19 protein-coding genes are annotated in these 24,127 nt (G+C 42.1%); 7 read left to right on the plus strand and 12 right to left on the minus strand.

What is annotated here, in order from left to right; all coding sequences use genetic code 11:
• Positions 1-489: 489 nt before the first annotated feature.
• From nhaA to rsuA, 7 genes are all read right to left on the minus strand, one after another.
• Complete coding sequence (nhaA, locus tag HC723_RS12820) at positions 490-1,674, minus strand: Na+/H+ antiporter NhaA (protein WP_190339373.1); 1,185 nt, start codon at positions 1,672-1,674, stop codon at positions 490-492.
• Between the two features lie 189 nt (positions 1,675-1,863).
• Complete coding sequence (locus HC723_RS12825) at positions 1,864-2,976, minus strand: lipocalin-like domain-containing protein (RefSeq protein ID WP_190339374.1); 1,113 nt, start codon at positions 2,974-2,976, stop codon at positions 1,864-1,866.
• Positions 2,976-5,429: an ABC transporter permease gene (locus tag HC723_RS12830; RefSeq protein ID WP_153447241.1), complete on the minus strand. Its 2,454-nt coding sequence runs from the start codon at positions 5,427-5,429 to the stop codon at positions 2,976-2,978. The genes HC723_RS12825 and HC723_RS12830 overlap by 1 nt, the downstream gene beginning before the upstream one ends.
• Entirely contained in the window at positions 5,410-6,084 is a 675-nt protein-coding gene (locus HC723_RS12835) for an ABC transporter ATP-binding protein (protein WP_153447242.1), read from the minus strand. The genes HC723_RS12830 and HC723_RS12835 overlap by 20 nt, the downstream gene beginning before the upstream one ends.
• Before the next feature lie 132 nt (positions 6,085-6,216).
• Positions 6,217-6,864 carry a DUF2913 family protein gene (locus tag HC723_RS12840; protein WP_190339375.1) on the minus strand — a complete coding sequence of 216 codons (648 nt, stop codon included), beginning with the start codon at positions 6,862-6,864 and terminating at the stop codon, positions 6,217-6,219.
• Between the two features lie 59 nt (positions 6,865-6,923).
• Complete coding sequence (locus HC723_RS12845; RefSeq protein ID WP_153447244.1) at positions 6,924-8,111, minus strand: Bcr/CflA family multidrug efflux MFS transporter; 1,188 nt, start codon at positions 8,109-8,111, stop codon at positions 6,924-6,926.
• Between the two features lie 155 nt (positions 8,112-8,266).
• Positions 8,267-8,965 carry a 16S rRNA pseudouridine(516) synthase RsuA gene (rsuA, locus tag HC723_RS12850; RefSeq protein WP_153447245.1) on the minus strand — a complete coding sequence of 233 codons (699 nt, stop codon included), beginning with the start codon at positions 8,963-8,965 and terminating at the stop codon, positions 8,267-8,269.
• Between the two features lie 756 nt (positions 8,966-9,721).
• On the opposite strand from rsuA, the gene HC723_RS12855 reads away from it, so the two are divergent.
• The 3 genes from HC723_RS12855 to rplY all read left to right on the plus strand — a co-directional run bounded on the left by HC723_RS12855 (position 9,722) and on the right by rplY (position 13,328).
• Positions 9,722-10,954: an outer membrane protein transport protein gene (locus HC723_RS12855; protein WP_190339376.1), complete on the plus strand. Its 1,233-nt coding sequence runs from the start codon at positions 9,722-9,724 to the stop codon at positions 10,952-10,954.
• Between the two features lie 160 nt (positions 10,955-11,114).
• Entirely contained in the window at positions 11,115-12,905 is a 1,791-nt protein-coding gene (locus HC723_RS12860; protein ID WP_190339377.1) for a DEAD/DEAH box helicase, read from the plus strand.
• A 144-nt stretch (positions 12,906-13,049) separates the two neighbouring features.
• Positions 13,050-13,328, plus strand: a complete 279-nt coding sequence (rplY, locus tag HC723_RS12865) for a 50S ribosomal protein L25 (protein ID WP_153447248.1) — start codon at positions 13,050-13,052, stop codon at positions 13,326-13,328.
• A gap of 203 nt (positions 13,329-13,531) precedes the next feature.
• On the opposite strand, the gene HC723_RS12870 is transcribed toward rplY, so the two are convergent.
• Complete coding sequence (locus HC723_RS12870) at positions 13,532-13,810, minus strand: DUF1289 domain-containing protein (RefSeq protein ID WP_190339378.1); 279 nt, start codon at positions 13,808-13,810, stop codon at positions 13,532-13,534.
• A gap of 213 nt (positions 13,811-14,023) precedes the next feature.
• Here HC723_RS12870 and HC723_RS12875 point away from each other — a divergent pair, with 213 nt between their 5' ends.
• Complete coding sequence (locus HC723_RS12875; RefSeq protein ID WP_190339379.1) at positions 14,024-14,461, plus strand: META domain-containing protein; 438 nt, start codon at positions 14,024-14,026, stop codon at positions 14,459-14,461.
• Between the two features lie 187 nt (positions 14,462-14,648).
• Here the strand turns inward: HC723_RS12875 and HC723_RS12880 are convergent, their stop codons facing one another.
• Complete coding sequence (locus tag HC723_RS12880; RefSeq protein ID WP_203218772.1) at positions 14,649-15,314, minus strand: DUF1214 domain-containing protein; 666 nt, start codon at positions 15,312-15,314, stop codon at positions 14,649-14,651.
• Between the two features lie 309 nt (positions 15,315-15,623).
• Between HC723_RS12880 and HC723_RS12885 the strand changes: the two genes are divergently transcribed.
• Positions 15,624-16,379 carry a hypothetical protein gene (locus tag HC723_RS12885; protein ID WP_190339380.1) on the plus strand — a complete coding sequence of 252 codons (756 nt, stop codon included), beginning with the start codon at positions 15,624-15,626 and terminating at the stop codon, positions 16,377-16,379.
• Positions 16,380-16,465: 86 nt separating this feature from the next.
• On the opposite strand, the gene metE is transcribed toward HC723_RS12885, so the two are convergent.
• Positions 16,466-18,880: a 5-methyltetrahydropteroyltriglutamate--homocysteine S-methyltransferase gene (gene metE / locus HC723_RS12890; protein WP_190339381.1), complete on the minus strand. Its 2,415-nt coding sequence runs from the start codon at positions 18,878-18,880 to the stop codon at positions 16,466-16,468.
• Positions 18,881-19,208: 328 nt separating this feature from the next.
• On the opposite strand from metE, the gene HC723_RS12895 reads away from it, so the two are divergent.
• Entirely contained in the window at positions 19,209-20,138 is a 930-nt protein-coding gene (locus tag HC723_RS12895; RefSeq protein ID WP_190339382.1) for a LysR substrate-binding domain-containing protein, read from the plus strand.
• Positions 20,139-20,166: 28 nt separating this feature from the next.
• Here HC723_RS12895 and HC723_RS12900 read toward each other — a convergent pair whose 3' ends face one another.
• Together HC723_RS12900 and HC723_RS12905 are read right to left on the minus strand one after the other, a co-directional pair.
• Positions 20,167-20,361, minus strand: a complete 195-nt coding sequence (locus tag HC723_RS12900) for a DUF4250 domain-containing protein (protein ID WP_190339383.1) — start codon at positions 20,359-20,361, stop codon at positions 20,167-20,169.
• 104 nt (positions 20,362-20,465) lie between these two features.
• Positions 20,466-21,146, minus strand: a complete 681-nt coding sequence (locus HC723_RS12905; RefSeq protein WP_190339384.1) for a hypothetical protein — start codon at positions 21,144-21,146, stop codon at positions 20,466-20,468.
• 271 nt (positions 21,147-21,417) lie between these two features.
• On the opposite strand from HC723_RS12905, the gene HC723_RS12910 reads away from it, so the two are divergent.
• A complete protein-coding gene (locus tag HC723_RS12910) occupies positions 21,418-23,874 on the plus strand; it encodes a YgiQ family radical SAM protein (RefSeq protein WP_190339385.1) in 2,457 nt (818 codons plus the stop codon).
• Positions 23,875-24,127 lie beyond the last annotated feature (253 nt).

Here is a 24,127-nt window from a genome sequence, read left to right on the forward strand (position 1 = left end):
TATTTAGGTTCTTTTTTTCTGCTCATGTGAAGATAATGAAGCATAAAAAGGATCGTTCAATAGGCAATTGTAGATCAAGTGATGATCGTCACATTCGCCTGTCAATAGGGTGCTGGTGAACGCTTACCTTTATCTTCCCTCGGTAATTTATCTTAATGTTTCCAGTATTTTATACAGCCCAATATTGTGTTACTGCTAACTGTCATTTTTTCATATGTAACTCCTATATTGTTTCGCCCATATCAATTTGATATGGGCTTTTTTTTGTCTTGAAAACCAGTCAATATTCTTAATCTAAATGCTGCGATAATACACCTGCCTAACTTTGCTATGGCATTTACATGTCAAAAATTTGGCAAAAAAAAGGCAGTGATATCAGTATGTTTTTCAACATAAAAATACTCACTACCATTTATTGCTTCTCAATTCAGGCTACGAAATGAAGCCTGTTCCGTGATTTATTCAACCACGTTGATCATTCAATTACGCTTATTTTGATACAACCTGCTTCGCTTCTTTCTCTTTTGGCAAAAAGCAATGCAATAAGGCATAACCCAAAATTGCTGCGGTGGTTGAACCAATCAAAATACCTAAACGTGAATAGGTGTCAAAAGAGGCATCCACATTAGTAAAGGCTAATGATGAGATAAAGATCGACATGGTAAAACCAATACCACACAACACCGATACCGCGAAGATATGTTTGAAGTTAATCCCTTCTGGCAGTTTAGCAAAACCAAGCTTGACTGAAATCCAACTAAAACTAAACACGCCTAGCGGCTTACCAATTAACAAACCAAGAGCAATACCTAACGGTAACATGTCGGTTAACCCACTCAAAGAAACACCTTTTAATGAAATACCGGCATTAGCAAAAGCAAATAGAGGCAAAATTAAGAAAGAAACATAAGGATGCAGAGCATGTTCTAAGTGTTTCAGTGGCGAACGGCCATCTTCTTTACCTGCTTGTTTTTTACCTTGTAGAGGAATAGCAAAACCAATCACTACACCGGCAAGCGTTGCATGTACACCCGATTGTAGTACGCTCACCCATAAGATAAAGCCAACCAGTAAATACCAACGTATTTGAGTGACATTTTTTATGTTCATCACAAATAATATCGCGGTTGAAATAAAGCCAACTAATAAAGCAAGCGTCGATAAATCACTTGAATAAAACAAGGCAATGATCACGACCACACCTAGGTCATCAATAATTGCCAATGCTAATAAGAATACTTTTAAGCTCACTGGAACTCGGCTACCGAGTAGTGCCATAATACCTAAAGCAAACGCAATATCGGTTGCCGCGGGGATTGCCCAACCACTCGCCGCAACGGGATCACTACCATTAAAAGCAAGGTAAACCAAAGCAGGAGCTAGCATGCCACCTACAGCAGCAATCGCTGGAAATAATGCCGTTTCTTTTGATTTTAAAGCACCAATCAAAAGTTCACGTTTTACTTCTAAACCAATAAGCAAGAAAAACACAGCCATCAAGCCATCATTAATCCAATGCGAAGAAGACATTCCAAAAATATCGATATGCAAAGCGTGTTGATACATTTCATTTAAAGAAGAATTTGCCACTAACATCGCAATCGCAGCCGCTATCACTAAAATGATGCCACTCGCCGATTCTTTTTTGAAAAAATTTAAAATACTATCACTCATTATTATTCCCTTTAAACTAACTGATTTTTGGTGATATGAAGAAGGCATTCATACTACCAGTCATTATGATAAGTAAAAATCGAATGTTTGGAGTTTATCCATCGGTTTTTCCGAGCTATCACACCGCATTAATAATACAATAAGACAAAACTAAAGTGAATTCATTGACTTATATCGGTTTTAATAACATTAATCATAGGTCAATTGCATGAATCCGACACCCATTTGACTGCCAGTGACTCGAATAGGACCTTCCCAAGATGGGATCCAGAACGGTAACCACAACTCTTTTTTCATGGTTTGAGTAATAAGGCTAATATCATATTTAGGTATTTCGATAACCCAGCGTAGCGGCAAGACCCGACCATCAAGTAACGTCACCTTCTCTAAAGGGTAAAGACGAATGTCATCGTTATCAATATTGATCACAGAACCATTTCTTGCTGCTAGTGTTCCGGTCACATATTTCATTTGATCTTGTTGGTGGTATTGATTTAATGCCAGTGTACGGCCATCGGTAAGATGAATCGAAAATGCATCCCACGCAAAACCTTTCTCAGGCACTAAATCATTGCCCCACTCTTTATCAATCCACGCCAGCCCCTGTACTTCCACAGTTTTTCCATTGAGCACTAATTTTCCTTTAGTACGAAGAAATGGTGCACTAAATTGATAACTCGCTTTCGACAGAAGATCGTGTGTCACCTTGTAGCCTTTATCCCCCATCAACACATAAGGCCCAAAAGACGCAGTGCGTAAATCCACGCTAAAGTCATCACTATGAACCATGATCCTGCTTGGAGCGGCAGTATTGTTACTCGATTGCCAAGACCAGTTATCAATCCATAAACGAAACGGGTCCATTAATACCCCTGCTTGCCCTACACCACCACGGGCTATCCTTTGCTGCGCCCACGATTTACCTGCAGTTGAAACCACCACTTGCGTGGTATAAATTTGCGCATTCTTCCAACCCACACCAGTATTATCACTATTGGCAATACGATACATTAGCCACTGAACACCATAATCTTTACCATCTGAACCTTTAACATTGGCGCGATAATGCCAAGTTTCGTAATGAAAAGCGGTATGCTCATTCATATCTTTTACAATTGAAACCGCTTTACCCGGCAATACTGGTTCGTATACGAATTTGTCATAATGAAGTGGTGTCACCTCTACCGATTCGGGGGTCTTGGTTAAAAAATTCTTAAATAATGATGGCATCAAAATCAAGGCACACAATACCATCACGGCAATGAATATGGGTTTAAGCCCTAAGCATTTATTGTGCTTCATTATAAAGAATCTCTCAGTAACTTCATTGGCGTCGTTTTAACCATTAACCATACAGGCCAAGCACCGGCAATAAATAAAGTAGACAATGACCAAGCAAAAGTAGACAAATATTGCCATGGTAATATTTGTAATTGCATCGTCCAGCCAAACGCACTTTTAAGTATCACATCGACCATCACCTGAGCTAAAATGATCCCTAGGGGCAGCGCAATAAAAGCAGTAAACAAACCGATGGTGAGTAACTGTAGTGCCCCCAGTAATACCAGCTCTTTTCCTGAGATCCCAAAACAGCGTAATAAAGCAATTTGTTTTTGCCGTGAAACTTCTCCTGCAACCGTTGAGAAGAACAAACCAAATACCGCAATAAATAATGTCAACTTCCCTAATGTATCCGCCACTTTAAAGGTTTGATCAAACACCATCATAGCTTGGGTATGCATTATATTATTGTTATATATTCGGTCAGCAGACAGACTGAAACGTTTTTCTATCTGAGCGGATAAATCAACTGCATTGGCATCGGGTTTTAACACCACACCTAAGGCAACATCACCACCGCGAGGGAAAACCTTATTCCACATAGATTCAGAGATAATCACTTGTTTATAGGGGTTACCATAATCGTAATACACCCCCAGTACCCGCCAATTAAACCCAAGTGGCTCTGGTAAAATAATATGATCGCCAGGATGGAGATTTTCTTTTAATGCCATCGATTCACTGACCATCACGCCTCGTTCTTGCTGCAATTTATCCCAATATTGTGGCACAGCTGCCTTGACGGTTAATGCGCGCCGTTCCCCTTCCGAATGCCCAGAACTCACCACTTGCATGCTACCAGTATCGGTTTGTAATGATTTTTCCCAACGCCACCATACCCCTTTCACTTCTGGTTGTTTTGGTAACCATTCTCCAATACGCGCCGCTGATGCCATGGTTGGGGTGATATACAAATCAGCCGATAAACGCTGCACCAACCATTGATCAGTGGTATGACGAAAGCTTCCCACCATGGTTTCAACACCAATATTGGTTGCCAGCGCGAGCATAAATGCCATAGCGGCAACGCCTCGGTAGCTTAAACTGGCACTCAAGTCAGAGAAGAACCAGCGTACTTTTACCCATGGCATACTAAAAGAAAAACTATTAAATAATCGCCATAAGAAAAATGGCATCATCAAGCCAACACTGACCAGCAATAATGCAATAAGAGCAAAGCCTTCCGCTTGCGAAGTCGTGGTTTGATATAATGCCACCCCAGCCACAATACAAAAACAGGCAATAACCGCTTGCAAGGTAAATTCACGCCCAGCGAAACGCACCATAGAGAGTTTAGACGCTAAACGGATCGGTTGAGTACGGACTAATCGCACCAATGGCCAGACACAGGCTAATAAGCACCCAATCACAGTCATCAGTAAACTGTAACGACTCCATTCCCAATTCCAATCAATGCTTAATCCAACATCAGCTTTATATAAATCGCTTAAACTGGCCGAAACCGACGGCATTAATCTATTGGCAAGCTCTAACCCCAACAAGGTTCCGCTGATCCAACCAATCAAGATCCAGCCAACAATTTCGAGAAAAAGAGCACGGGTTAACTGCCAACCCGACACCCCAGTTAAGCGCAGTATTCCAACGATTGGCTGTCTTTGAGTGAAAGATAATGACATCGCTTGATAGAAAATAAACAATCCAACCAAGAACGACAGCATGCCCATTGCGGTTAAGTTCATGTGGAAAGCTTTGGTCAATGCGCCTAACTCTACTCGGGTATTACGGTGCATCGAAATACCGTCGGGTAACGTGCTGCGTAATTTTTCAAGTTTATTGGGTGACATCGCACTGCAGGCCACCATATCAAATCCACCACTTGGGTTGAGTTGGCGTAGCATTGAAATATCCACAATCAATCGCGCACCAGAAATACGGCTTTTGGCGTCAATTTTAATCGGACCTAAGGTTTTTCCACCTTGTAAAGGGATATAACTGCCATCACTTAAGTCGAGATATTTTGCTAATTGTTTACTGGCTAAGACAGGATAAGGGGGTCGCATTAAAGACAGAAGATCGACTTCCGATAACACTTTTTCCGAACGATAAGACAGCATCGAAACTGGATCAAAACCGACAATATTGAGTGGCGTGCCTTTTTTGGTCGAAACACGGTAAGTATCAAATGGGGAACATTCTTTAAAGCCATTACGGCGCAATTGAATATAAAAACCTTGCGGGATTTTATTGCCAGAGTGTTTTGCTTGAATACGGTAAGGCAGAGGGTTGGAAAAAAGTTTTTCGCCTTGAGTATAACTTTGCTTAGCATGGTAGTTAACCGCAAGTACCCCAACAAGTAAGGAAGTACCTAGCGTTAACCCTAACCACACTAATAGGATTTGTAAGGGATGCCGACGGTAGTGACCCAGTAGTGATTTAGCTACAAGCCACGACATTAAGCACTCCTCCTTGTAGACGTACACAGCCATCGGCTAAATGCTTTGCCACTCGTTCACTGTGAGTGACTAATAAGAGTGTGCATTCCATTTGAGTGGTTAAACTGATCAGAAGTCTCATGACAGCTTCGGCATTTTTTTCATCCAAGCTACCGGTTGGTTCATCGGCCAGCAACAACGAGGGTTCCATATACAAAGCTCGAGCAATCGCAGCTCTTTGTTGCTGTCCACCCGAGACCTCTTCAGGGTAGCGCCCTAATAATGGCATAAGATCGAGCGAGGAAAGGATTTGACGCCAAAGTTTCAAGTCTTCAGGCAGCCCCTTGAGTTGTCGGCAAAAGCGAATGTTGTCAGCAATATTCAAGGTGGTGAGTAAGTTAAACTGCTGGAAAATCAAACCAATATTATTACGACGAAAAGCGGTACGTTGTTTTTCTGCTGCATCATGCATAGGGAAATCTGAAAAACTAATTTCACCAGAATCACACGCATCAAGCCCTGCGATTAAATTAAGCAAAGTACTCTTTCCAGAGCCACTCTCCCCCATTAATGCCAGTTGATCACCACGTTCTAATGCTAACTCTGCACCTTGTAAAACGGGAATAAACACTTCCCCGTCCATATATCCTTTACAAAGATTTTTAAGTTGTAACATTAACTTCTCGCCATTGTCATATATTGGTGTGAGAATCTACACCAATTAGTTTGCTTTAGAAAGTAACTTAGCCGCGCATAAGGTGCAAATTCAATTATCATTGACCTCAATATGCCAAACTTGCATTAAATTCTATACTAATGCCCACTGGATCTCGGCTAACGATTTACCCTGATTATTAGGAAAAATCACATATTCACCATGATATTTCACAATCGACTTATAATCGGTTTGTTTATGCAATAAGAAGCCGCTATTACTTGCCTCTTCGACAAAAGCGCGATGATTGCCTCGAACATAAAAACTCATCGGCTTACTTAAATTCTCCCCCTCAAAGCATTGCTCACACTGTAACGAGCACAATACAAACGAATTAGGCTGATCCGCGAAGATCTGGGTTTTCTCGGTTAATTCGAATTCATTAACCACTTCCCAGCCTTGCGCTTCCATATGATCCATAAACGCTTCAATTTGTTTATCAGTTACCGCTTGCGGTTCTTGAGCAATCGGCGTTAACCGATGATAGACCGCCGAGATACGTTCAAATAAGCTGACTAACTCACTGCCCGCCCCTTTACTGCGGCTCAATTTCTGCCAACGGATCAAATCGTTTTTAACACTGCCATCAAAACGCTGAGTTTTAATGCTGTTGGTCACCCAGCGAGTTAAAAAATGAGTATTGGTGATCGGTGTATTGGCTAAACGTTTTTTCTGATGTTGTTCTTTTAGTTCCGCTAAAGCACTATTAACTACATTTTGAATTTCTATTGAGTATTGCATTGATTCTTTCTCTCACTTTTTTCTTTATATAGTTATCCTTATTAGATTCGAGATGCCGTTTAGGCTTTACGACTCAACAACCAATAAGACGATAATGAAATAACCGCACAGCCAAACATCGCAAATACCATCGGCCATAAATAACCACTTGGTGAAACGGCAATCACTGCGCTGACCACAGCGCCAGTACCAAAACGTAACGTACCCGCTAGAGATGAGGCTGTTCCTGCCATAGCGGGGTAATTATTAAGCAATAAGCCCATTGAATTACTACCAATAATAGAAATGGTACCAACAAATAAAATCACACATGGCACGATAACCCATAAGCCCCAGCCAAATAACCAACAGGCAAATAACACCACTCCGGCCAATGTTTGACAACTTAATCCAAAACGTAGCATCCAATGAGAACCCATTTTGCGCACCGCTTTACCATTAAAGCTGGTCATTACCACCATACCGATCACATTCAAGGCAAACAAGTAACCGAACATTTCCGGTTTTACCCCAAAGATACCGATATAAACAAACGAACCTGCGGTAATAAACGCAAACATGCCACCAAATGAAAACGCCCCACAAAAAATCAAACCAAACGCGACTGGGTTAGTAAACAATTTATAGTAATTTATCATGGTGGTTTTAAAACGCAGCGGTTGTTTATTTTCTGGCGCTAATGTTTCTGGGATCTTAAAGAAAACCGCCACCAACACCAAGCACGCCACAATGGCAAGCGTGGTAAAAATAGAACGCCAGCCAAACCACACAGCTAAGTGTCCACCCACCATAGGGGCAAGCAAAGGTGAAATAGTGATCACTAAAGTAATAAAAGACATCGCGCGAGCAAAATCTTCACGGTTAAACATGTCACGCACAACTGCTTGTACCACAACGGCTGATGCTGCGCCCGCAAAACCTTGAGCAAAGCGAGTGTACAACAAGGCATCAATGCTGGTGGTGGTGGCACAAATAACCGACGTGATGGCAAAAAATACAGTGCCAAGTAACATCACCGGACGGCGACCGTAACTATCGGCTAATGGTCCATGCAGTAATTGTCCAATGGCAAAACCGGCGGTATAAGCGGTCAGCGTTCCTTGAACCAAACCACTATCGATACCAAAGTCTTGCGCAATATTAGGCATTGCAGGCAAGTACATATCAATAGCAAAAGGGGTGAGTAAACCGATAGATCCTAGAATAAGAAAAAGAAAAAAGTGGCTTTTAGAATCTTGTTGAGACATAGCATCTCCTAAATGGAGTAATACCAACTGTAGGAATTAGTATAATTATAAAAACAAACAAGCACTCTACCGATTGAACTGTAAAGTGCTTGTCGTGATCGATGGTTGGCTGCTCGCTTATCGCTGCATCACCCACCATGAGTCAAACAATGGAATCAAATAATCGATTGGATCTCTGCTGCGGTAAGAACTCGGTATTCGCCTGGTTCTAACTCGTCATCTAAAATGATGTCTCCGATTGATTCACGATGTAGTTTCTCGACTTTATTGCCCAGCGCAGCGAACATACGTTTAACCTGATGATACTTACCTTCACAGATGGTGAGCAGTAGTTCATTTTGTGATGCATCGACAATTTCAAGCGTTGCCGGCAAGGTTAAGCCTTTCTCACTATGCAGTTGCACACCTTCGGTAAGTTGCGCAGCGTAATCGTCACCAATCGCCTCTTCTAGCCAGACACGGTAAGTTTTATTGCACTTACGTTTTGGTGAGGTGATCTTGTGAGACCATTGTCCATCATCGGTGATCAATACAAGACCGGTAGTATCCACATCCAAACGCCCTGCAAAGTGCAATTTGTCGATTTTAATTTCATCTAATAAGGCAAACGCGGTTGGATTAGCGCTATCTTCATGTGAACAAACAAAGCCTTCTGGTTTGTTAAGCATAAAATAGCGTGGTCCAGGCATAGGCAAAACACGCTCTTGCCATGTCACTTTGGTTTGTTCTGTGATCTTGCCAGTCGCGACTTTCACTACCGCATCATTGACACAAACTTCACCACGACGGATTAAAATGGTGGCTTCTCGGCGGGTCACGCCTAATGTTTCACATAAAAATTTATCTAAACGCATGTCTACCTCTAATTAATTCATCGTCATTATAAGCGTGTTTAGTAAAAGAGTTGAACTATTTCACACTATTTCTATTTTTAGATTGCCTGCAACCGATAAATAAGTGTCTAAGGTTTGAGTCGCCGGTCTCTTAAAATTCCTCTCCACGATGCAAAACAGCACATCAGATATTTCCCCCCTACAAATTTGTGTTGTTTTCCGAAAATAATCTGCCCGCTTTTTCATCTTAACTTTTACGCTCGATAACCAAACCTAAGTGATTTTCACTCAACAAATGCTCATATATTCACCAAACCAATCAAACGATATTTTAAATTCACACTTAAGCTGATTTGTTATTTATTTTGTCGGCCTAGCTTGTTAACATTTCCACTGCAAACCAATGCGACCAGATTCATTCAACTAACAAATATATCGAAACAACCCGAAACATAATTTAGTTCGCAAACCAAGCATCGAGACTTTAGTCTTATCGCCCTAGTAGTCTGGCGCAATCTATAAGACTTAAGTCTAATGCGTGGCACGGCTAATTTTTAATCGAAAATTATAAAAACTGGCATTTACATTATAAACAACAACTTAAACTGGTCTTACCTGTTTTGTTAGGTTAAATAACAAAAATTACAAAAGTATTAACTAGCTAACACTTTTGAGAATAAAAAATACACACCACCAATAATTAGTAATAACATTATTAACAACTGCTGAGTGACGGCAGATTTATACAACAAAATAATAATGTATAAGGGATTAAGCATGAAAAAAACACAATACACACTACTTGCCGTTTCTGTACTACTTGCCACGCAAGTCCATGCAGCGGGCTTCCAAGTAGTCGAACATTCAGCATCAGGTTTAGGACGAGCTTTCTCTGGTGCGGGTGCGGTTGGCGATAATGCCAGTGAAATGTCGGCCAACGCCGCTTCCATGATGCTGTTTGATCGCGCCCAATTTTCTGGTGCGATTTCACTCATTGAGCCAGAAATTGACATATCAGGAGATTATTCCGCCGATGATGTCGCGCCGGCGGAGGTGGTCCCTGCATTTTATTATGTACAACCAGTTAATTATAATTGGGCTTGGGGCATTGGCATGTACACCGATTATGGCGTCTCGACCGATTATCCTTCTGATTTCGTAGCCGGTTCAATTTCGGGTAGCACATCTTTAACCACTTTTAAAATTAACCCGAATGTCGCTTACCGTATCAATGACCAATTTAGTGTCGGTGCAGGGGTAAACTTCGTCTACGCCAAAGCAAAACTAAAACGTACCATGGGAGCACTTAATCCAACATCACCATCATCTACTTTAATTAAAATGGAAGGCGATACTTTTGGTTATGGCTGGAATGTGGGTGCATTATATGAGATGAATGAAAATAACCGTTTCTCTGCTTCGTACAAATCAGCGGTAAAACTTGAATTTGAAGATGGTGACTTTACTGATGGAACCGGCCTGATCACTGGAGTACCAGGTTCGAAATCCGACGCCGATCTTGATATAGATTTACCCGATATTGTAATCTTATCAGGTTTCCACCAGTTGAATAACCAATGGGCAGTGCACTACAGTTGGCAGTGGACCAATTGGAGTAAATTTGAAGAAATAACAGCTAAAGGAAATAAATGTAGTAACCCAACACCTAACAGCCCATACCCTGCAGGCACTTGTTTTAGCAAGCAAGAAAAATATGAGGACAACCAACGTTGGTCTATTGGTACCACTTATCAACCAACCGATAGTATCATTCTGCGTGCCGGTTTTGCCTATGATGAACAAGCTGGTGAGCCAACCTTAAGTATCCCTGATAGCGACCGCTATTGGTACAGCGCTGGTATGACTTACCTTTGGACAGAGAACCTATCTTTAGATGCTGGCTTTACTTATATTGATGGTGGTTCCTCTAACTTTGAAGAAGAAGGCATGAAATTTAAAGCATCTAGCGCCGCTTACATTGGCTCGGTTCAGATGAACTACAGCTTCTAAGCCTCGCTTTATCTATCACCATCCAAGCCCACTCACTGCAGTGGGCTTTGTTTTATCTATCTAGTTTGATCATTTATTTCAGCTTCGCTATCCACCTCCTCTAGCAATCTCGCCGAGATCTCAGTACCCTACTTTTCTGTTCTCTTTACTGCCTATCATCATGTTTACTTTACGTCCATACCAAGCCGATTCGGTTAAAGCGGTGATCCATTACTTTCGTTCTAATAGCGATCCGGCGGTGATTGTGCTGCCAACAGGGGCAGGCAAAAGCTTAGTGATCGCCGAACTGGCGCGTTTGGCTAAAGGTCGAGTGTTGATGCTGACTCACGTAAAAGAACTGGTCGAGCAAAATCATGCCAAATACGAAAGCTATTCCACTGATGATCAACCATTAAAAGGGTCGATATTTTCCGCAGGGCTGGGGCGCAAAGAAACCGAACAACAAGTGGTGTTTGCTTCGGTGCAATCTGTGGTGCGCAATCTTGATTTATTTGCCAATCAGTTTTCATTATTAGTGATTGATGAATGTCACCGCGTGCCCGATAACCCTAAAAGCAGCTACCGTAAAGTCATTTCACATTTGCAAAGCGTTAACTCTGGGATCAAAATATTAGGGTTAACTGCCACCCCTTATCGCTTAGGCATGGGCTGGATTTATCAATATCATGTGCGAGGTAAACGTGGCCAAGTTAAATCACAAGACGCGCGTTTTTTCCGTGATTGTATTTTTGAACTGCCTATCCAGTATTTGCTTGATGAAGGCTTCTTAACGCCAGCTAAAATGATCGATGCACCAGTGCTCAGTTATGATTTCTCTCACTTAAAACCCGCTTTAGCTGGACGTTATAAAGAGTCTGAGTTGGATTTGGTGATCGAGCAATCTAAGCGCGCCACGCCGCAAATCGTAGAGCAAATTATTGAGTTATCCGAACACAAGCAAGGGATCATGATCTTTGCTGCCACTGTGCGCCATGCACAAGAAATATTAGGCTTACTGCCACAAGCTCAATCTTCCTTGGTGATTGGCGACACCCACCAACTAGAACGCGACCGCATCATTAACGCGTTTAAAAATAAACAAATTAAATATCTGGTCAATGTTTCGGTGCTGACCACAGGTTTTGATGCGCCGCATGTGGATTTAATCGCTATTTTACGTCCAACCGAATCGGTCAGTTTGTATCAGCAGATCATCGGTCGCGGTTTGCGCTTAGCTGAAAACAAGCAAGAATGTTTAGTGCTCGATTATGCCGGCAATAATTACGATTTATATCAACCCGAAGTGGGCGAACCCAAACCCGACCCAACAAGTGACACCGTCACAATCCCATGTCCTGCTTGCGGCTTTAATAATACCTTCTGGGGTAAACTCGACAATAACGGCATGTTAATTGAACATTATGGTCGTCGCTGCCAAGGCTATTTTGAAGTATTGGATGATGAGGATAAGCCGACCGGCCAGCGCGAACATTGCGGTTATCGTTTTAAAGCTAAATTCTGTGGCGAATGTGGCGCTGATAACGACATTGCCGCGCGTATTTGCCACCAATGCGATGCCACCTTAGTTGACCCAGATAAAAAGCTGCGCGATGCCTTAAACCTTAAAGATGCGTTAGTGTTTGAATGTACCGACATGCAGCTGGATGTTCATAAGGACAACAACGGTAAGTCGCAACTTAAAGTCAGCTATTTAGGCAAATCAACCGAGCAAGACCAACACGCTCAAGTACATGAATTTTGGTCTTTAACCACTAAAAAGCAAAAGCAGAACTTTGCCGAACAATTTGTACGCCCCCATCTTGCTGATAGGCATCGCGCGTTTGAACAAAGCTCTCCGACTCAAGTGGTTAACCATCAGCATCGCTTTCGATTGCCATTATTTATTATTGCCAGAAAGGTCGGTCGATTTTGGAAAATAAGAGATAAGATTTTTTCAGAAGAATTGAGTTAACATCTTGCTCAATAAACTCTGCAATGGTAGTATCCGCGCTCGTTTCAAGCCTTATTGTTGATCAGTAGTCTTGAAGCAACGCTTAATCACTAGGTCGCTATGTGATTAAACATCTTTTAATTTACTAATTTGAGAGTAAATACTATGAAATTTGAAGCAGTAGTACGTACTGAACTAGGTAAGAGTGCGAGCCGCCGCCTACGTCTAACTGGACAATTCCCTGCAATCATCTACGGTGGTGAAGCAGCTCCAGTATCTATCGCATTGATCCACTCTGACGTGATCAACCAAATGGATAAGCCTGAGTTTTACGAAGCAATCACTCTAGTAGTTGATGGCAAAGAAGTAAAAGTTAAGCCACAAGACGTTCAACGCCACGCATTTAAGCCAAAAGTTGAGCACATGGATTTCATCCGCGTTTAAGATCCCATCTTAGATTCGTTTAAATCCACCTTTTGCATAAAAGGTAAAATGAGACTCGAATTTACCACTCGATACTCAGGCTAGAAATAGCAAGAAACATAGAAAGCCCGATGCTACCAACATCGGGCTTTCGCCGTTTTGCAATCCCATCATCGTTTGTTCTATTGCTTTGTCCTAATGCTGTGGACTATTTCAATTCGCCTTTAAAACAAACTCCCTTGCGGCGGCAGTTCTTCCTCTTCGACTTGAGTGATTGGAATGCTGTTTTTTTGATTACGCTTTTGATTTCGCAATGCCAGTTGCTGGCGGTAGTAACGTTGTTTACACAGTTTGATAATGTGACGTTGCTCGGCAGCAGTGTAGGCGAGCCAGTTAAAGCGCTCCTCACGTTTACGCATGCAACCTTGGCAATAACCTTTAGCATCCACGCTACACACGCCAACACAAGGACTGGGGACAGTAAAAAATTCAAGTTGATCCATACCACCACCTCATCCGTTGCGTCTATTTTTTAAGCCTAGCGAAGATTTAACATACCTTTATTTATTGAGTATAAAACAATCGTTAAGTAAACGAATGTTAATATAACGATTGTTTTGCTATTCATCGGCTTGATTTTTATTATACTTTAGCTTGTTTTATCGCTTAGCTGTATTTATGCCATCTAAGCGATCGCCTATTGTTCGGAGATCACCATGAAAAAAATTATTCCTTTGGTTAGCTTATCGTTATTACTGGCTGCCTGCTCTTCTCAAGACAAAGTCAGCATGGTTACCCCAAGTGACTTGCAGCATCATCACTGGGAATTAAGCGAAATAGATGGTACGCCGGTCGCAGAAAATAAATTTGGCCAAGTGCCTGATATTGAAATTGGTGAGAACATGAACTCACACGGTTCTACTGGTTGTAATTCTTACCGTGGCATGGCGGAAATTAATGCTGAAACGGGCAAGTTTCGTATTAGTAAAATGGCGATGACCATGAAGATGTGCCAAGGCGATGCGATGACCACTGAGCGCGCTGTCGCCAGTACGCTATCGGCTTGGAGCACCATTGATCTTAACAAGCAAAGTTTAGAGCTTTCAAATGATGAACATACGCTGACTTTTGTGTTAAAAGACTGGGTGCAATAACCAATAACCAATAACCAATAACAGCATTTATACGACTCAATATAAACGGTTAATAGATTGCTTTATATTTAATAATAGTGGTTTATCTTAGCATCGAAAAAAAGGTCCGAATTTACGGTTAAAACGTAAACTCTGACCTTTTTATTTCCGGTTTCTTAATATCTTAGCCACTTGACTGATTCGCGTTCTACTTTACTAAAGTAAAATCTGGCATCACAAAGGTTTTATTATGCAGTTCTTTCGTTGCGCCATAGTAACGGAACGTTGGTAGTGGACGTTTACCGGCGGTTGGGATCCAGTTCTCTTCAAATCCTTTTGGCGCTTTTGGGCCCACATAAAGTGTTACGCTACCGTCGCTATTTTTCTTCATTTTATCCATATCGTATGAAGATAATGTAGTCCTCGACGACGGGGTATAAATAAATGAGAAGGTGGCGCGATCATAAACCGTTAATGCCCAGAATTGTTTGACCGGCATATTCGTCGGTACGGTGACTTTATACAGCTTACCTGCTTCCAACTTATTGCCATCGGCATCATCCATTGCGGCTAAGTACCAATTGGCTGGTGTATCACTTAGTACTTTCGGCACATAGGTACACCATACGTATTGAGCCGCACGCGCGGTTATATCAATACTGTCATCGTATGTGAATGAAAAACGCTTATTGGCATCAGATTGTAGTAATGATGCGTAGTGACGATTCGGCCAGAAGAAAAAACGCTTCGGTGGATTATCATACCAATGCTGCACATAATACCAAGCATCAATGGCCCCTTGGCGCATGGCTTTTTTAGTGATAGCATCCGGTGCAAAAGGCTTACCCTTCTCTATTCCAAGAGATTTCAGCATCCCCATCATCACTTTATCTTGCTCTTTTACCGGCTCAACCGAGACGATATCATAGAGATTTTGGAAATGACGCTCATCAAAGAATGGTAAGGTCGGGTAGCGTTTATTAATTGGATCGATAAAGCGTTGTTTCGGTGGATTTGCCGCCTAGATATCTGGTATTAAAAGCCTCACTTATTACAAGGGAGATCAACGTATCATATTTTCAAATATTCAAATTCAATGTTAACTCTATGTTATTATTGCTGACTTTGACTGATATTTACGTTATTTTGGTTTATTCCCTCGACTTGATATAAGGTGATTTGATTGTTGAAGTCTATTTTCATTCTACTTATCGTCCTTGTCTTACCCGCTCAAGCCTGTGAAATCACTCAAGCCAGTGTGTATTCCGATCAGCAACTTTCACAAAACTGCCAGCTGAACATTTTTGATCATACCAATCAAAGCATTGCCAAAAAATCAGTCTATTTTGTACAATTTAAGTATGTTGATATCGCCAGTTATGAAAAACTAAAAATGCGATATCAACAAAAACACGGCTTACCTCAAACCCATCAACTTTTTAAACAAGGCTTTCGCCTTTTTATTGGCCCTTTGGCATTGAGCGATGTGTATCGAGTGCAAGCCATTATGCATTCTTTCGGCTATAAAGATGCCTTAATTAAATATACCCCACTGACCAATATCACATTGATCAAAAGTAAATCATCGGTGAAAATATTGCCTCAAATGCTATTGGTGCAACAACAAGCTAAGACTCATTTATTGTTACCCATCTATGGCAACCAATATCAAGGAAATGTGACTCACTATAATGACACCAACTTAGGGTTATTTACCTATCAACAAGCTCAAGAAGTGTGTCGCAGCGCCGATGCCCATATTGCTAATTTCAGTGATTATAAAGCGCTATTATCCGACACGAAATTTGTAATTGAGTATGCAGCTAAATCACAATTCTGGCTCACATCCAATGAAACGATTCGTCGGATTAATAATAAAATCGATGTTCGCCAACACCTGTCCCCTATTCGCTTTAATGTTATTTGTGCCACTCAATAGTTTCCCCCACTAAAAACACCGCAGCTATTAACTGCGGTGATTTATTGCTCTCTAATTGTGACAATTAGGCTTTAATATAAATGTGGTTAGCTTAATTCTGTCTCTAACTCTTCGGCCTTAACCGTATCGGTCACTTGATAGAGTTGACGTAATGTTTTAGCCGCAGCGACCATATTTTTTAATGACGCTTCTGTTTCTGTCCAGTTACGGGTTTTTAATCCGCAATCTGGATTGACCCATAAACGCTCAATCGGAATTTTAGTGGCGGCCGTTTTTAATAAACTCACGATCCATTGTTGGCTTGGAATATTAGGCGAATGGATATCGTAAACCCCCGGTCCAATTTCATTAGGGTAATTAAATTCTTCAAACGCTTTTAATAACGCCATATTTGAACGCGAGGTTTCAATCGTGATCACATCGGCATCTAACGCGGCAACTGAATCGATGATCTCATTAAACTCGCTGTAACACATGTGGGTATGAATTTGAGTTTCTGGTTTCGCGCTGGAAGCTGATATTTTAAATGCGTCCACTGCCCAGTCTAAATATGCTTTATGATCGCGTTTTTTCAGTGGCAACCCTTCACGAATAGCTGGCTCATCAATTTGAATAATATTAATTCCCGCTCGCTGTAAATCCTCGACTTCATCACGTAGGGCAAACGCCAGTTGGTCGGCAATTTGTTTGCGAGTGATATCTTCGCGTGGAAAAGTCCAACAAAGGATCGTCACCGGACCGGTCAGCATGCCTTTCATTTGCTTTGAGGTGAGAGATTGCGCGTATACCGACCAATCAACTGTTATTGATTTTTCACGCTCGATATCGGCCACAACAATGGCCGGTTTTACGCAGCGTGAACCATAGCTTTGTACCCAGCCAAATTGAGTCACTTGGAAGCCGGCAAGATTTTCGGCAAAATATTCCACCATGTCGTTACGTTCGGCTTCACCATGCACTAAGACATCAAGATCTAACGCTTCTTGGCGTTTAACCGCATCTTGAATATGGCCTTTTAATGCTTGCTGATAATCATCCGCATTTAATTGACCACGGCGAAATGCACTGCGTTGCTGACGAATGTCGGCGGTTTGAGGGAAAGATCCAATGGTGGTGGTCGGCAATAAAGGCAAACCTAACACTTGCGCTTGATGCTGAGCACGCTCGGGATAACTGGCACTGCGTTGGGTTAGCGCCTTGGTTAATCCCTTTAAGCGTTGCTGAACTTGAGGTTTATTAACATGCGTGGCGGTTAAGCGATCTTTAATTGGCTGACTGTAAGTGGCACAAGCTTCAATGGCATGTCCATTTCCATCGAGTGCCGCCCCTAGCAAACTGACCTCATTAAGTTTTTGTTTCGCAAACGCAAACCAACTTTTTACTTCTTCACTGAGATCCGTTTCAAGCTCTAAATCAATCGGACTGTGCAATAATGAACACGAGCTTGCTACCCATAATTTATCACCACGTTGCGCTTTGACTGGTTGCAGCTTTTCAAGCCAAGTTTGCAGATCGGCGCGCCACACATTTCGCCCATTGATCACCCCGACCGATAACACCCAATCTTGTGGGATCGCAGCATTAACCGCTTCCAGTTGTTGTGGTGATGCCGATAAGTCAATATGCAAGCCATCAACATTAAGCTCCACAATTTTGGCTAAGTTATCTTCCACCGAATCAAAATAAGTGGTTAAGAGGATTTTCACATCACTTTGTAAGATCTGATACGCCAATTTGAAAGCATTTGACCATTTATCCTCTAACTCTAAACTTAAGATTGGCTCATCAATTTGTACCCATTCCACCCCGAGTGATTTTAGTTTGCTCAAGATCGCTTGATAGGCCGATAATAACCGTGGTAATAGGCTTAATCGATCAAAGCCATTGTCAACTTCTTCAGCATTAATTTCTTTGCCTAGATACAAATAGCTTAATGGCCCAAGTAACACTGGTTTAACCTTGTGACCGGCTTGAATGGCTTGGTTTACTTCTTCAAATAATTGCGGCCAACTGACTTGAAAACTGTCGTCTTGACTAAACTCGGGCACGATGTAATGGTAATTGGTGTTAAACCATTTGGTCATGTCACCGGCGGCCGCGCCATTATTATCACCCGCATGATCAGAGCCATGCACAGAGCCACAACCACAACTGTCGCCTTCTGAGGCCGATTGACCACGCGCCACTTTAAATAAGGTATCTAAATCAGGGAAACCACCGTTAGAATGTCTGGCCGGAACATGTCCGAGTAACAAACTGGTGCTTAATACATGGTCATACCAAGCAAAATCGCCCGCCGCCACATAGCTTAATCCACTAGTCGATTGATCATTCCAATGACGTTGGCGTAAATCACTGCCGACTTGTTTGAGTTGGGCTTGATTGATCTGCCCTTTCCAATATTGCTCTTGGGCAAATTTAAGTTCACGTTTGTCTCCCACTCGCGGATAGCCAAGAATGTGAGTAATGGTTTTATTATTTGAATGCGTTGAAGTTGTCATAATGAATATCCTTATCTAAATAAATCCGTCTGGATGGCTAAATAATCCCTTTTCACAGCAACATGAGCAATATCTATAAATTCACAATCAATATGAATTTTTTTCATAAATAGAGCGTTCCCCATCCATTTTTGGACATCTAGACGTTTACAACCAAGCCTGAAACCAGTAGCTTGTTAAAACAGAGCACTTATGAAAATAAATCGCTCAGTAAAATAGATCTCTTGGTACAACAGGTCACTTGGTAAAACAGGTCACTGAGTAAAAAATCAGCCTGATAAACAAAGCACGGATAAATCAATCGAAAACAACAGATTAAGGATGATCAATGATTGAGATTAAACATTTAAAAACGCTGGTGGCATTACGCGATACCGGATCATTGACCGCGACGGCGACCATGATGCACTTAACTCAATCGGCCTTATCTCACCAATTAAAGGAGTTAGAATCTCGCCTTGGTGGCCAATTATTTTTGCGCAAGACTCGGCCCGTTAAATTCACCTCAGAAGGCGCTATTTTATTAGCATTGGCAGAAGAACTGTTACCTAAACTGGCGCGGGCTGAGAATGACATTGCCAGCTTAAAAGAAGATGTTAATGGACGTTTGCACATGGCGATCGAATGCCATTCTTGCTTTCAATGGTTGATGCCAGCACTGAAAGAATATCAAATCACTTGGCCCAGTGTGACGCTGGATTTTTCTTCTGGCTTTGGGTTTGAACCTTTGCCGGCATTAGTGTCAGGTGAACTAGATTTGGTGATCACTTCCGATATACAGCCGCGCTCAGAGGTGCATTATGAGCCGTTATTTGATTTTGAAATGCGCTTGATCACCGCCACCAATCATCCACTCGCAGACAAAGAGTTCATTAGCCCTGAAGATTTAGCATCACAAACTATGCTGTCATATCCGGTGCAAAAACAACGCTTAGATGTGGTAAAGCACTTCCTCCAACCTGCCGGAATTGAGCCTGCGAAGTGGAAACAGGCTGACAATACTTTAATGTTGGTACAAATGGTGTCGGCTGGATTAGGTGTGGCGGCGCTGCCTAATTGGGCGATCAGTGAGTTTTCTCGCCAAGGATTAATTACTAGCAAACCGCTTATTTCCAATACCCCAAATGATAAAGGCTTATGGCGACGGTTATTTGCGGCGGTCAGAAATTCTGAAAAAGATAAACGTTATTTAGACGCATTCTTTAACACCGCTAAGCAGCAGTGCCAAAGTCATTTAGATGGGATCAAGATGGCGTAGTTTTTAGGGGCGGTTGATCGAATGTGTTTTATCTTACTTTGAACTGGTTGGTTAATGGATCATACTGATAACCTAGCATATCGAGTTTACCAACCAGATCTTCGGTGTCCATTTCATACATGCTGATCAACTCATTAAAACTGTCGCATTCTAAGCGTAATTTTTCGTTCACAATGCCCAGTAAAATCACACTATCGACTCTTTTTACGTTGCTTAAGTCCATCGTCACGCTCCTGCTTATCAAATCAAAGGATCTCGTTTATGTCGAGAATCTAGCAATAAGCATAGACCGTGCGCGATAAATTTTCTGTGATCTTTTCAGTCAGATTAAAATTGAAACAACAATGAACTAAAGCCAACCAAGGCTGAAAACGACACAATAAAGCCACAAATAGGTTGCGTCTTTTGAATAGTTTTTTGGGTAAACAAATGCCAACTTGAAAACACCACGCTGACAATCAAAGAAACAAAACACACGATAAGTGGCAAGGTAATGTCATGCATATAAGCGATGCTGTATTGAGAGCTTTGCAATAAAACCACAATGCTGACTAACATCGCGCCAATGATCGCCACCACAGGCAATAAACGATGAAAAGCTTGCAAGCGTGAACGAGCGAGCAGTAAGAACACATGACTCAAACTTGCGCCGAGTGTCACCATTGCCACCAGCATAAACAGCATATTGCCCCAATCGCCGCCTAATATAAGCTGGATATTGAAGAATGCGGCCACCGCGATCGCAACATATAACAACCAAATCGGCCCCGAATCTCGCGTTTTTTTCACTTTGACTTGTGAGAAGAAGAACAAAATAAGCGCCCCCACCAATGCCAACGGCCAATACAACAGCCCCAGCGCCAGCCAAGCAACCGCAATAATGGGGAATTGCTTATGGATACGACCACGCTGTCCTGGGCAAATATCGCCTTTTAATAAAATCAGTAATAACACCACTTGAGCGCCAAGCAGCATTGGGGGGATCACGCTAAGTAAATAAGTATACATAGTAAAGTAAAGCTTCCAGTTTTCATTATTTTTATGACGCGAATATTAGCAAATTTATGGTTTAAAATCTTGTGTAATATCTTATAAATACCACAAAGAGAGCGTTTAAAATTTACGCTTATTTGGCAGAATAAAAATGCTAACTAAGTTATCAGAATACCGACTTAACCCCTTATAAAATGAGGCTATCACGATAAAATAGTTTTACTTTCTACTAGTCGTTTCAGTACGAAATCTGTATACTTTGGCATCCCAAATCAGAGGTCAATTTATGTACAGCGACATCCAACTCTCATCGAAGCCAACCCCTATCGACCAATATCCTAAGTATTGGGCCGAGTGCTTTGGCCCAGCGCCTCTCTTACCGACCAGTCGAAAAGAAATGGACGCCCTTGGTTGGGATAGCTGTGACATTATTATTGTAACCGGTGATGCTTATGTCGATCACCCAAGTTTTGGTATGGCAGTGATCGGCCGTTTATTGGAATCTCAAGGCTTTCGAGTGGGGATCATTGCCCAGCCGAAATGGGACAATAAAAACGATTTTATGACCTTAGGCAAACCGAATTTATTTTTTGGTATCACCGCCGGTAACATGGATTCGATGATCAACCGCTACACCGCAGATCGCAAACTACGTCACGATGATGCTTACACTCCTAATAACGAAGGTGGCAAACGCCCCGATCGCGCAGTGTTAGTCTATTCGCAACGTTGTCGTGAAGCCTACAAAGGCACCCCGATTATTTTAGGCGGAATTGAAGCCAGTTTACGCCGCATCGCCCATTATGATTATTGGTCAGATAAAGTCCGCCGTTCGGTATTATTTGATGCTAAAGCCGATATTTTATTATTTGGTAATGCGGAACGCGCCTTAGTTGAAGTGGCGCATCGCCTTGCCAACAATGAACTGGTTGCAGACATGACCAATATTCGTGGTACTGCGATCAATATTGCCGCTGAACCGGAAGGCTACACTGTGATCGATTCTTCACGAATTGAAAAACCAAGCAAAGCCGTCTTTGTACCGATCAACCCTTATGAAGTCGAAAGCAACTGCGACACCCAATCAAAAGATCAACAAGCAGAAGATGCGGCCAAAACCCAAGTGGTTGAGATGCAACCGGCGACCATTAAATTGGATCGCACACCTCGTCACGATTCAAAAACCACCGCAGTTCGTCTACCTCCTTTCGAAAAGCTGAATAACGACCGTATTTTATACGCGCATGCCACTCGCGTTATGCACCTTGAAACCAATCCTTACTCTGGTCGTGCGCTAATTCAAAAACATGGTGACCGTGAGTTATGGGTTAACCAAGCCCCTATTCCGCTTTCCACTGAAGAAATGGACTTTGTGTTTGGTCTGCCTTATGCCCGTATTCCGCACCCTATGTATGGTAAAGCGAAGATCCCAGCTTACGACATGATCAAAACCTCGGTTAATATTATGCGCGGTTGCTTTGGTGGTTGTTCATTCTGCTCCATTACCGAGCATGAAGGCCGTATTATTCAAAACCGTTCGCAACAATCGATCTTGACCGAGTTAGAAGAAATCCGCGATAAAGTTCCTGGTTTTACTGGCACAATTTCCGATCTTGGTGGCCCTACCGCGAATATGTATCGTTTAGGCTGCTCCGATCCAAAGGCCGAAGCAAACTGCCGCCGTCCATCGTGCGTTTTCCCTGGCACTTGTAATAAGCTCGATACCGATCATCAGCACACCATTAATTTATATCGCGCGGCGCGCAAAGTGCCGGGTATTAAGAAAGTGATGATTGCCTCTGGCGTACGTTACGATCTTGCGATCCAATCGCCTGAATATGTCAAAGAATTGGTGACACACCATGTCGGTGGCTACCTAAAAATTGCCCCAGAACATACCGAAAAAGGCCCATTAGATAAAATGATGAAGCCGGGTATGGGCGCGTATGACACTTTTAAAGATATGTTTGAGAAATACAGCAAAGAGGCCGGTAAGAAGCAATATTTGATCCCATATTTTATCTCCGCTCATCCTGGCGCAGAAGATGAAGATATGTTGAATTTAGCCTTATGGTTAAAGAGCAATAGTTACGAGTGTGATCAGGTGCAAAACTTCTACCCATCGCCTATGTGCAATGCCACTTCGATGTATTACTCAGAAACCAATCCACTGAAAAAAGTGAAGTATAAACAACGCGAAGATGTGGTAGTGGCAAAAGGTGAGCGTCAACGCCGTTTGCATAAAGCATTATTGCGTTATCACGATCCTGCCAACTGGCCGCTTATTCGTGAAGCATTGATCAATATGGGTAAAAAGCATCTTATTGGGGATAAACCAAGCTGCCTGATCCCTGCTGAAGATGCGGCCAATACCTTAACACCGGCGCAACGTCGTCAAACCGGTCGTCATGGTGCTAAGCGTTTTGCTACCAAGCACACCAATTTCACCAGTAAAAATGATGGTGGTCAGCCGGATATTCGTAAAGAAGATCCTCGCAACGAAAATAGCCGAAAACAGAAGTCAGGCGACAATAAAAATCGCAACCCGAAAAATAACGGCAACCATTCTTCTAGCACTAAGCCCCATCAAGCTCGCTCCGAGCAAGCGAACGGTGGACAAGCTAAGGCAAAAGGTAAAACCACCCCATCCAATTCGAACAAACCGAATGGGACAAAGAAGCCGAATGCCAGTCAACCATCGAGCTCAGGTAAGAAACCAAATCGAACTCGGCAGCCGTTCTAGGCTTCTTCTGTAGCTTATTAATAACGTTCACATCCACAACGCCAGCTGAGATTGCTGGCGTTTTTTGTTATTTCTCATAGGCTAAACCCTACCTCTCTCTGCGATTATCTTTTTCACTTTAACAAAGCTTTGTTGCGTAATTCAAATTTAGAGGTGACAACACTAGAATGGTATTATTTCAATCAATTCGGTAAGTTTTAGGCATACCTAGCCCTGTTAGTTTATTTAAAGCTTTGATCATTGCGTAAGCTTC

This window comes from Vibrio sp. S11_S32, assembly GCF_014694465.1.
In the GTDB taxonomy this organism is placed as follows: domain Bacteria; phylum Pseudomonadota; class Gammaproteobacteria; order Enterobacterales; family Vibrionaceae; genus Vibrio; species Vibrio algicola.

Bases quoted from the DNA above. Each gene is read 5' to 3' on its own strand.
- HC723_RS12825 (WP_190339374.1), bottom strand. From the start codon at position 2,976: ATGAAGCACAATAAATGCTTAGGGCTTAAACCCATATTCATTGCCGTG.
- HC723_RS12895 (WP_190339382.1), top strand. From the start codon at position 19,209: ATGATTGAGATTAAACATTTAAAAACGCTGGTGGCATTACGCGATACC.
- HC723_RS12845 (WP_153447244.1), bottom strand. From the start codon at position 8,111: ATGTCTCAACAAGATTCTAAAAGCCACTTTTTTCTTTTTCTTATTCTA.
- HC723_RS12905 (WP_190339384.1), bottom strand. From the start codon at position 21,146: ATGTATACTTATTTACTTAGCGTGATCCCCCCAATGCTGCTTGGCGCT.
- HC723_RS12830 (WP_153447241.1), bottom strand. From the start codon at position 5,429: ATGTCGTGGCTTGTAGCTAAATCACTACTGGGTCACTACCGTCGGCAT.
- HC723_RS12870 (WP_190339378.1), bottom strand. From the start codon at position 13,810: ATGGATCAACTTGAATTTTTTACTGTCCCCAGTCCTTGTGTTGGCGTG.
- HC723_RS12880 (WP_203218772.1), bottom strand. From the start codon at position 15,314: ATGCTGAAATCTCTTGGAATAGAGAAGGGTAAGCCTTTTGCACCGGAT.
- HC723_RS12875 (WP_190339379.1), top strand. From the start codon at position 14,024: ATGAAAAAAATTATTCCTTTGGTTAGCTTATCGTTATTACTGGCTGCC.
- HC723_RS12900 (WP_190339383.1), bottom strand. From the start codon at position 20,361: ATGGACTTAAGCAACGTAAAAAGAGTCGATAGTGTGATTTTACTGGGC.
- nhaA (WP_190339373.1), bottom strand. From the start codon at position 1,674: ATGAGTGATAGTATTTTAAATTTTTTCAAAAAAGAATCGGCGAGTGGC.
- HC723_RS12860 (WP_190339377.1), top strand. From the start codon at position 11,115: ATGTTTACTTTACGTCCATACCAAGCCGATTCGGTTAAAGCGGTGATC.
- metE (WP_190339381.1), bottom strand. From the start codon at position 18,880: ATGACAACTTCAACGCATTCAAATAATAAAACCATTACTCACATTCTT.
- rplY (WP_153447248.1), top strand. From the start codon at position 13,050: ATGAAATTTGAAGCAGTAGTACGTACTGAACTAGGTAAGAGTGCGAGC.
- HC723_RS12835 (WP_153447242.1), bottom strand. From the start codon at position 6,084: ATGTTACAACTTAAAAATCTTTGTAAAGGATATATGGACGGGGAAGTG.
- HC723_RS12855 (WP_190339376.1), top strand. From the start codon at position 9,722: ATGAAAAAAACACAATACACACTACTTGCCGTTTCTGTACTACTTGCC.
- HC723_RS12910 (WP_190339385.1), top strand. From the start codon at position 21,418: ATGTACAGCGACATCCAACTCTCATCGAAGCCAACCCCTATCGACCAA.
- HC723_RS12840 (WP_190339375.1), bottom strand. From the start codon at position 6,864: ATGCAATACTCAATAGAAATTCAAAATGTAGTTAATAGTGCTTTAGCG.
- rsuA (WP_153447245.1), bottom strand. From the start codon at position 8,965: ATGCGTTTAGATAAATTTTTATGTGAAACATTAGGCGTGACCCGCCGA.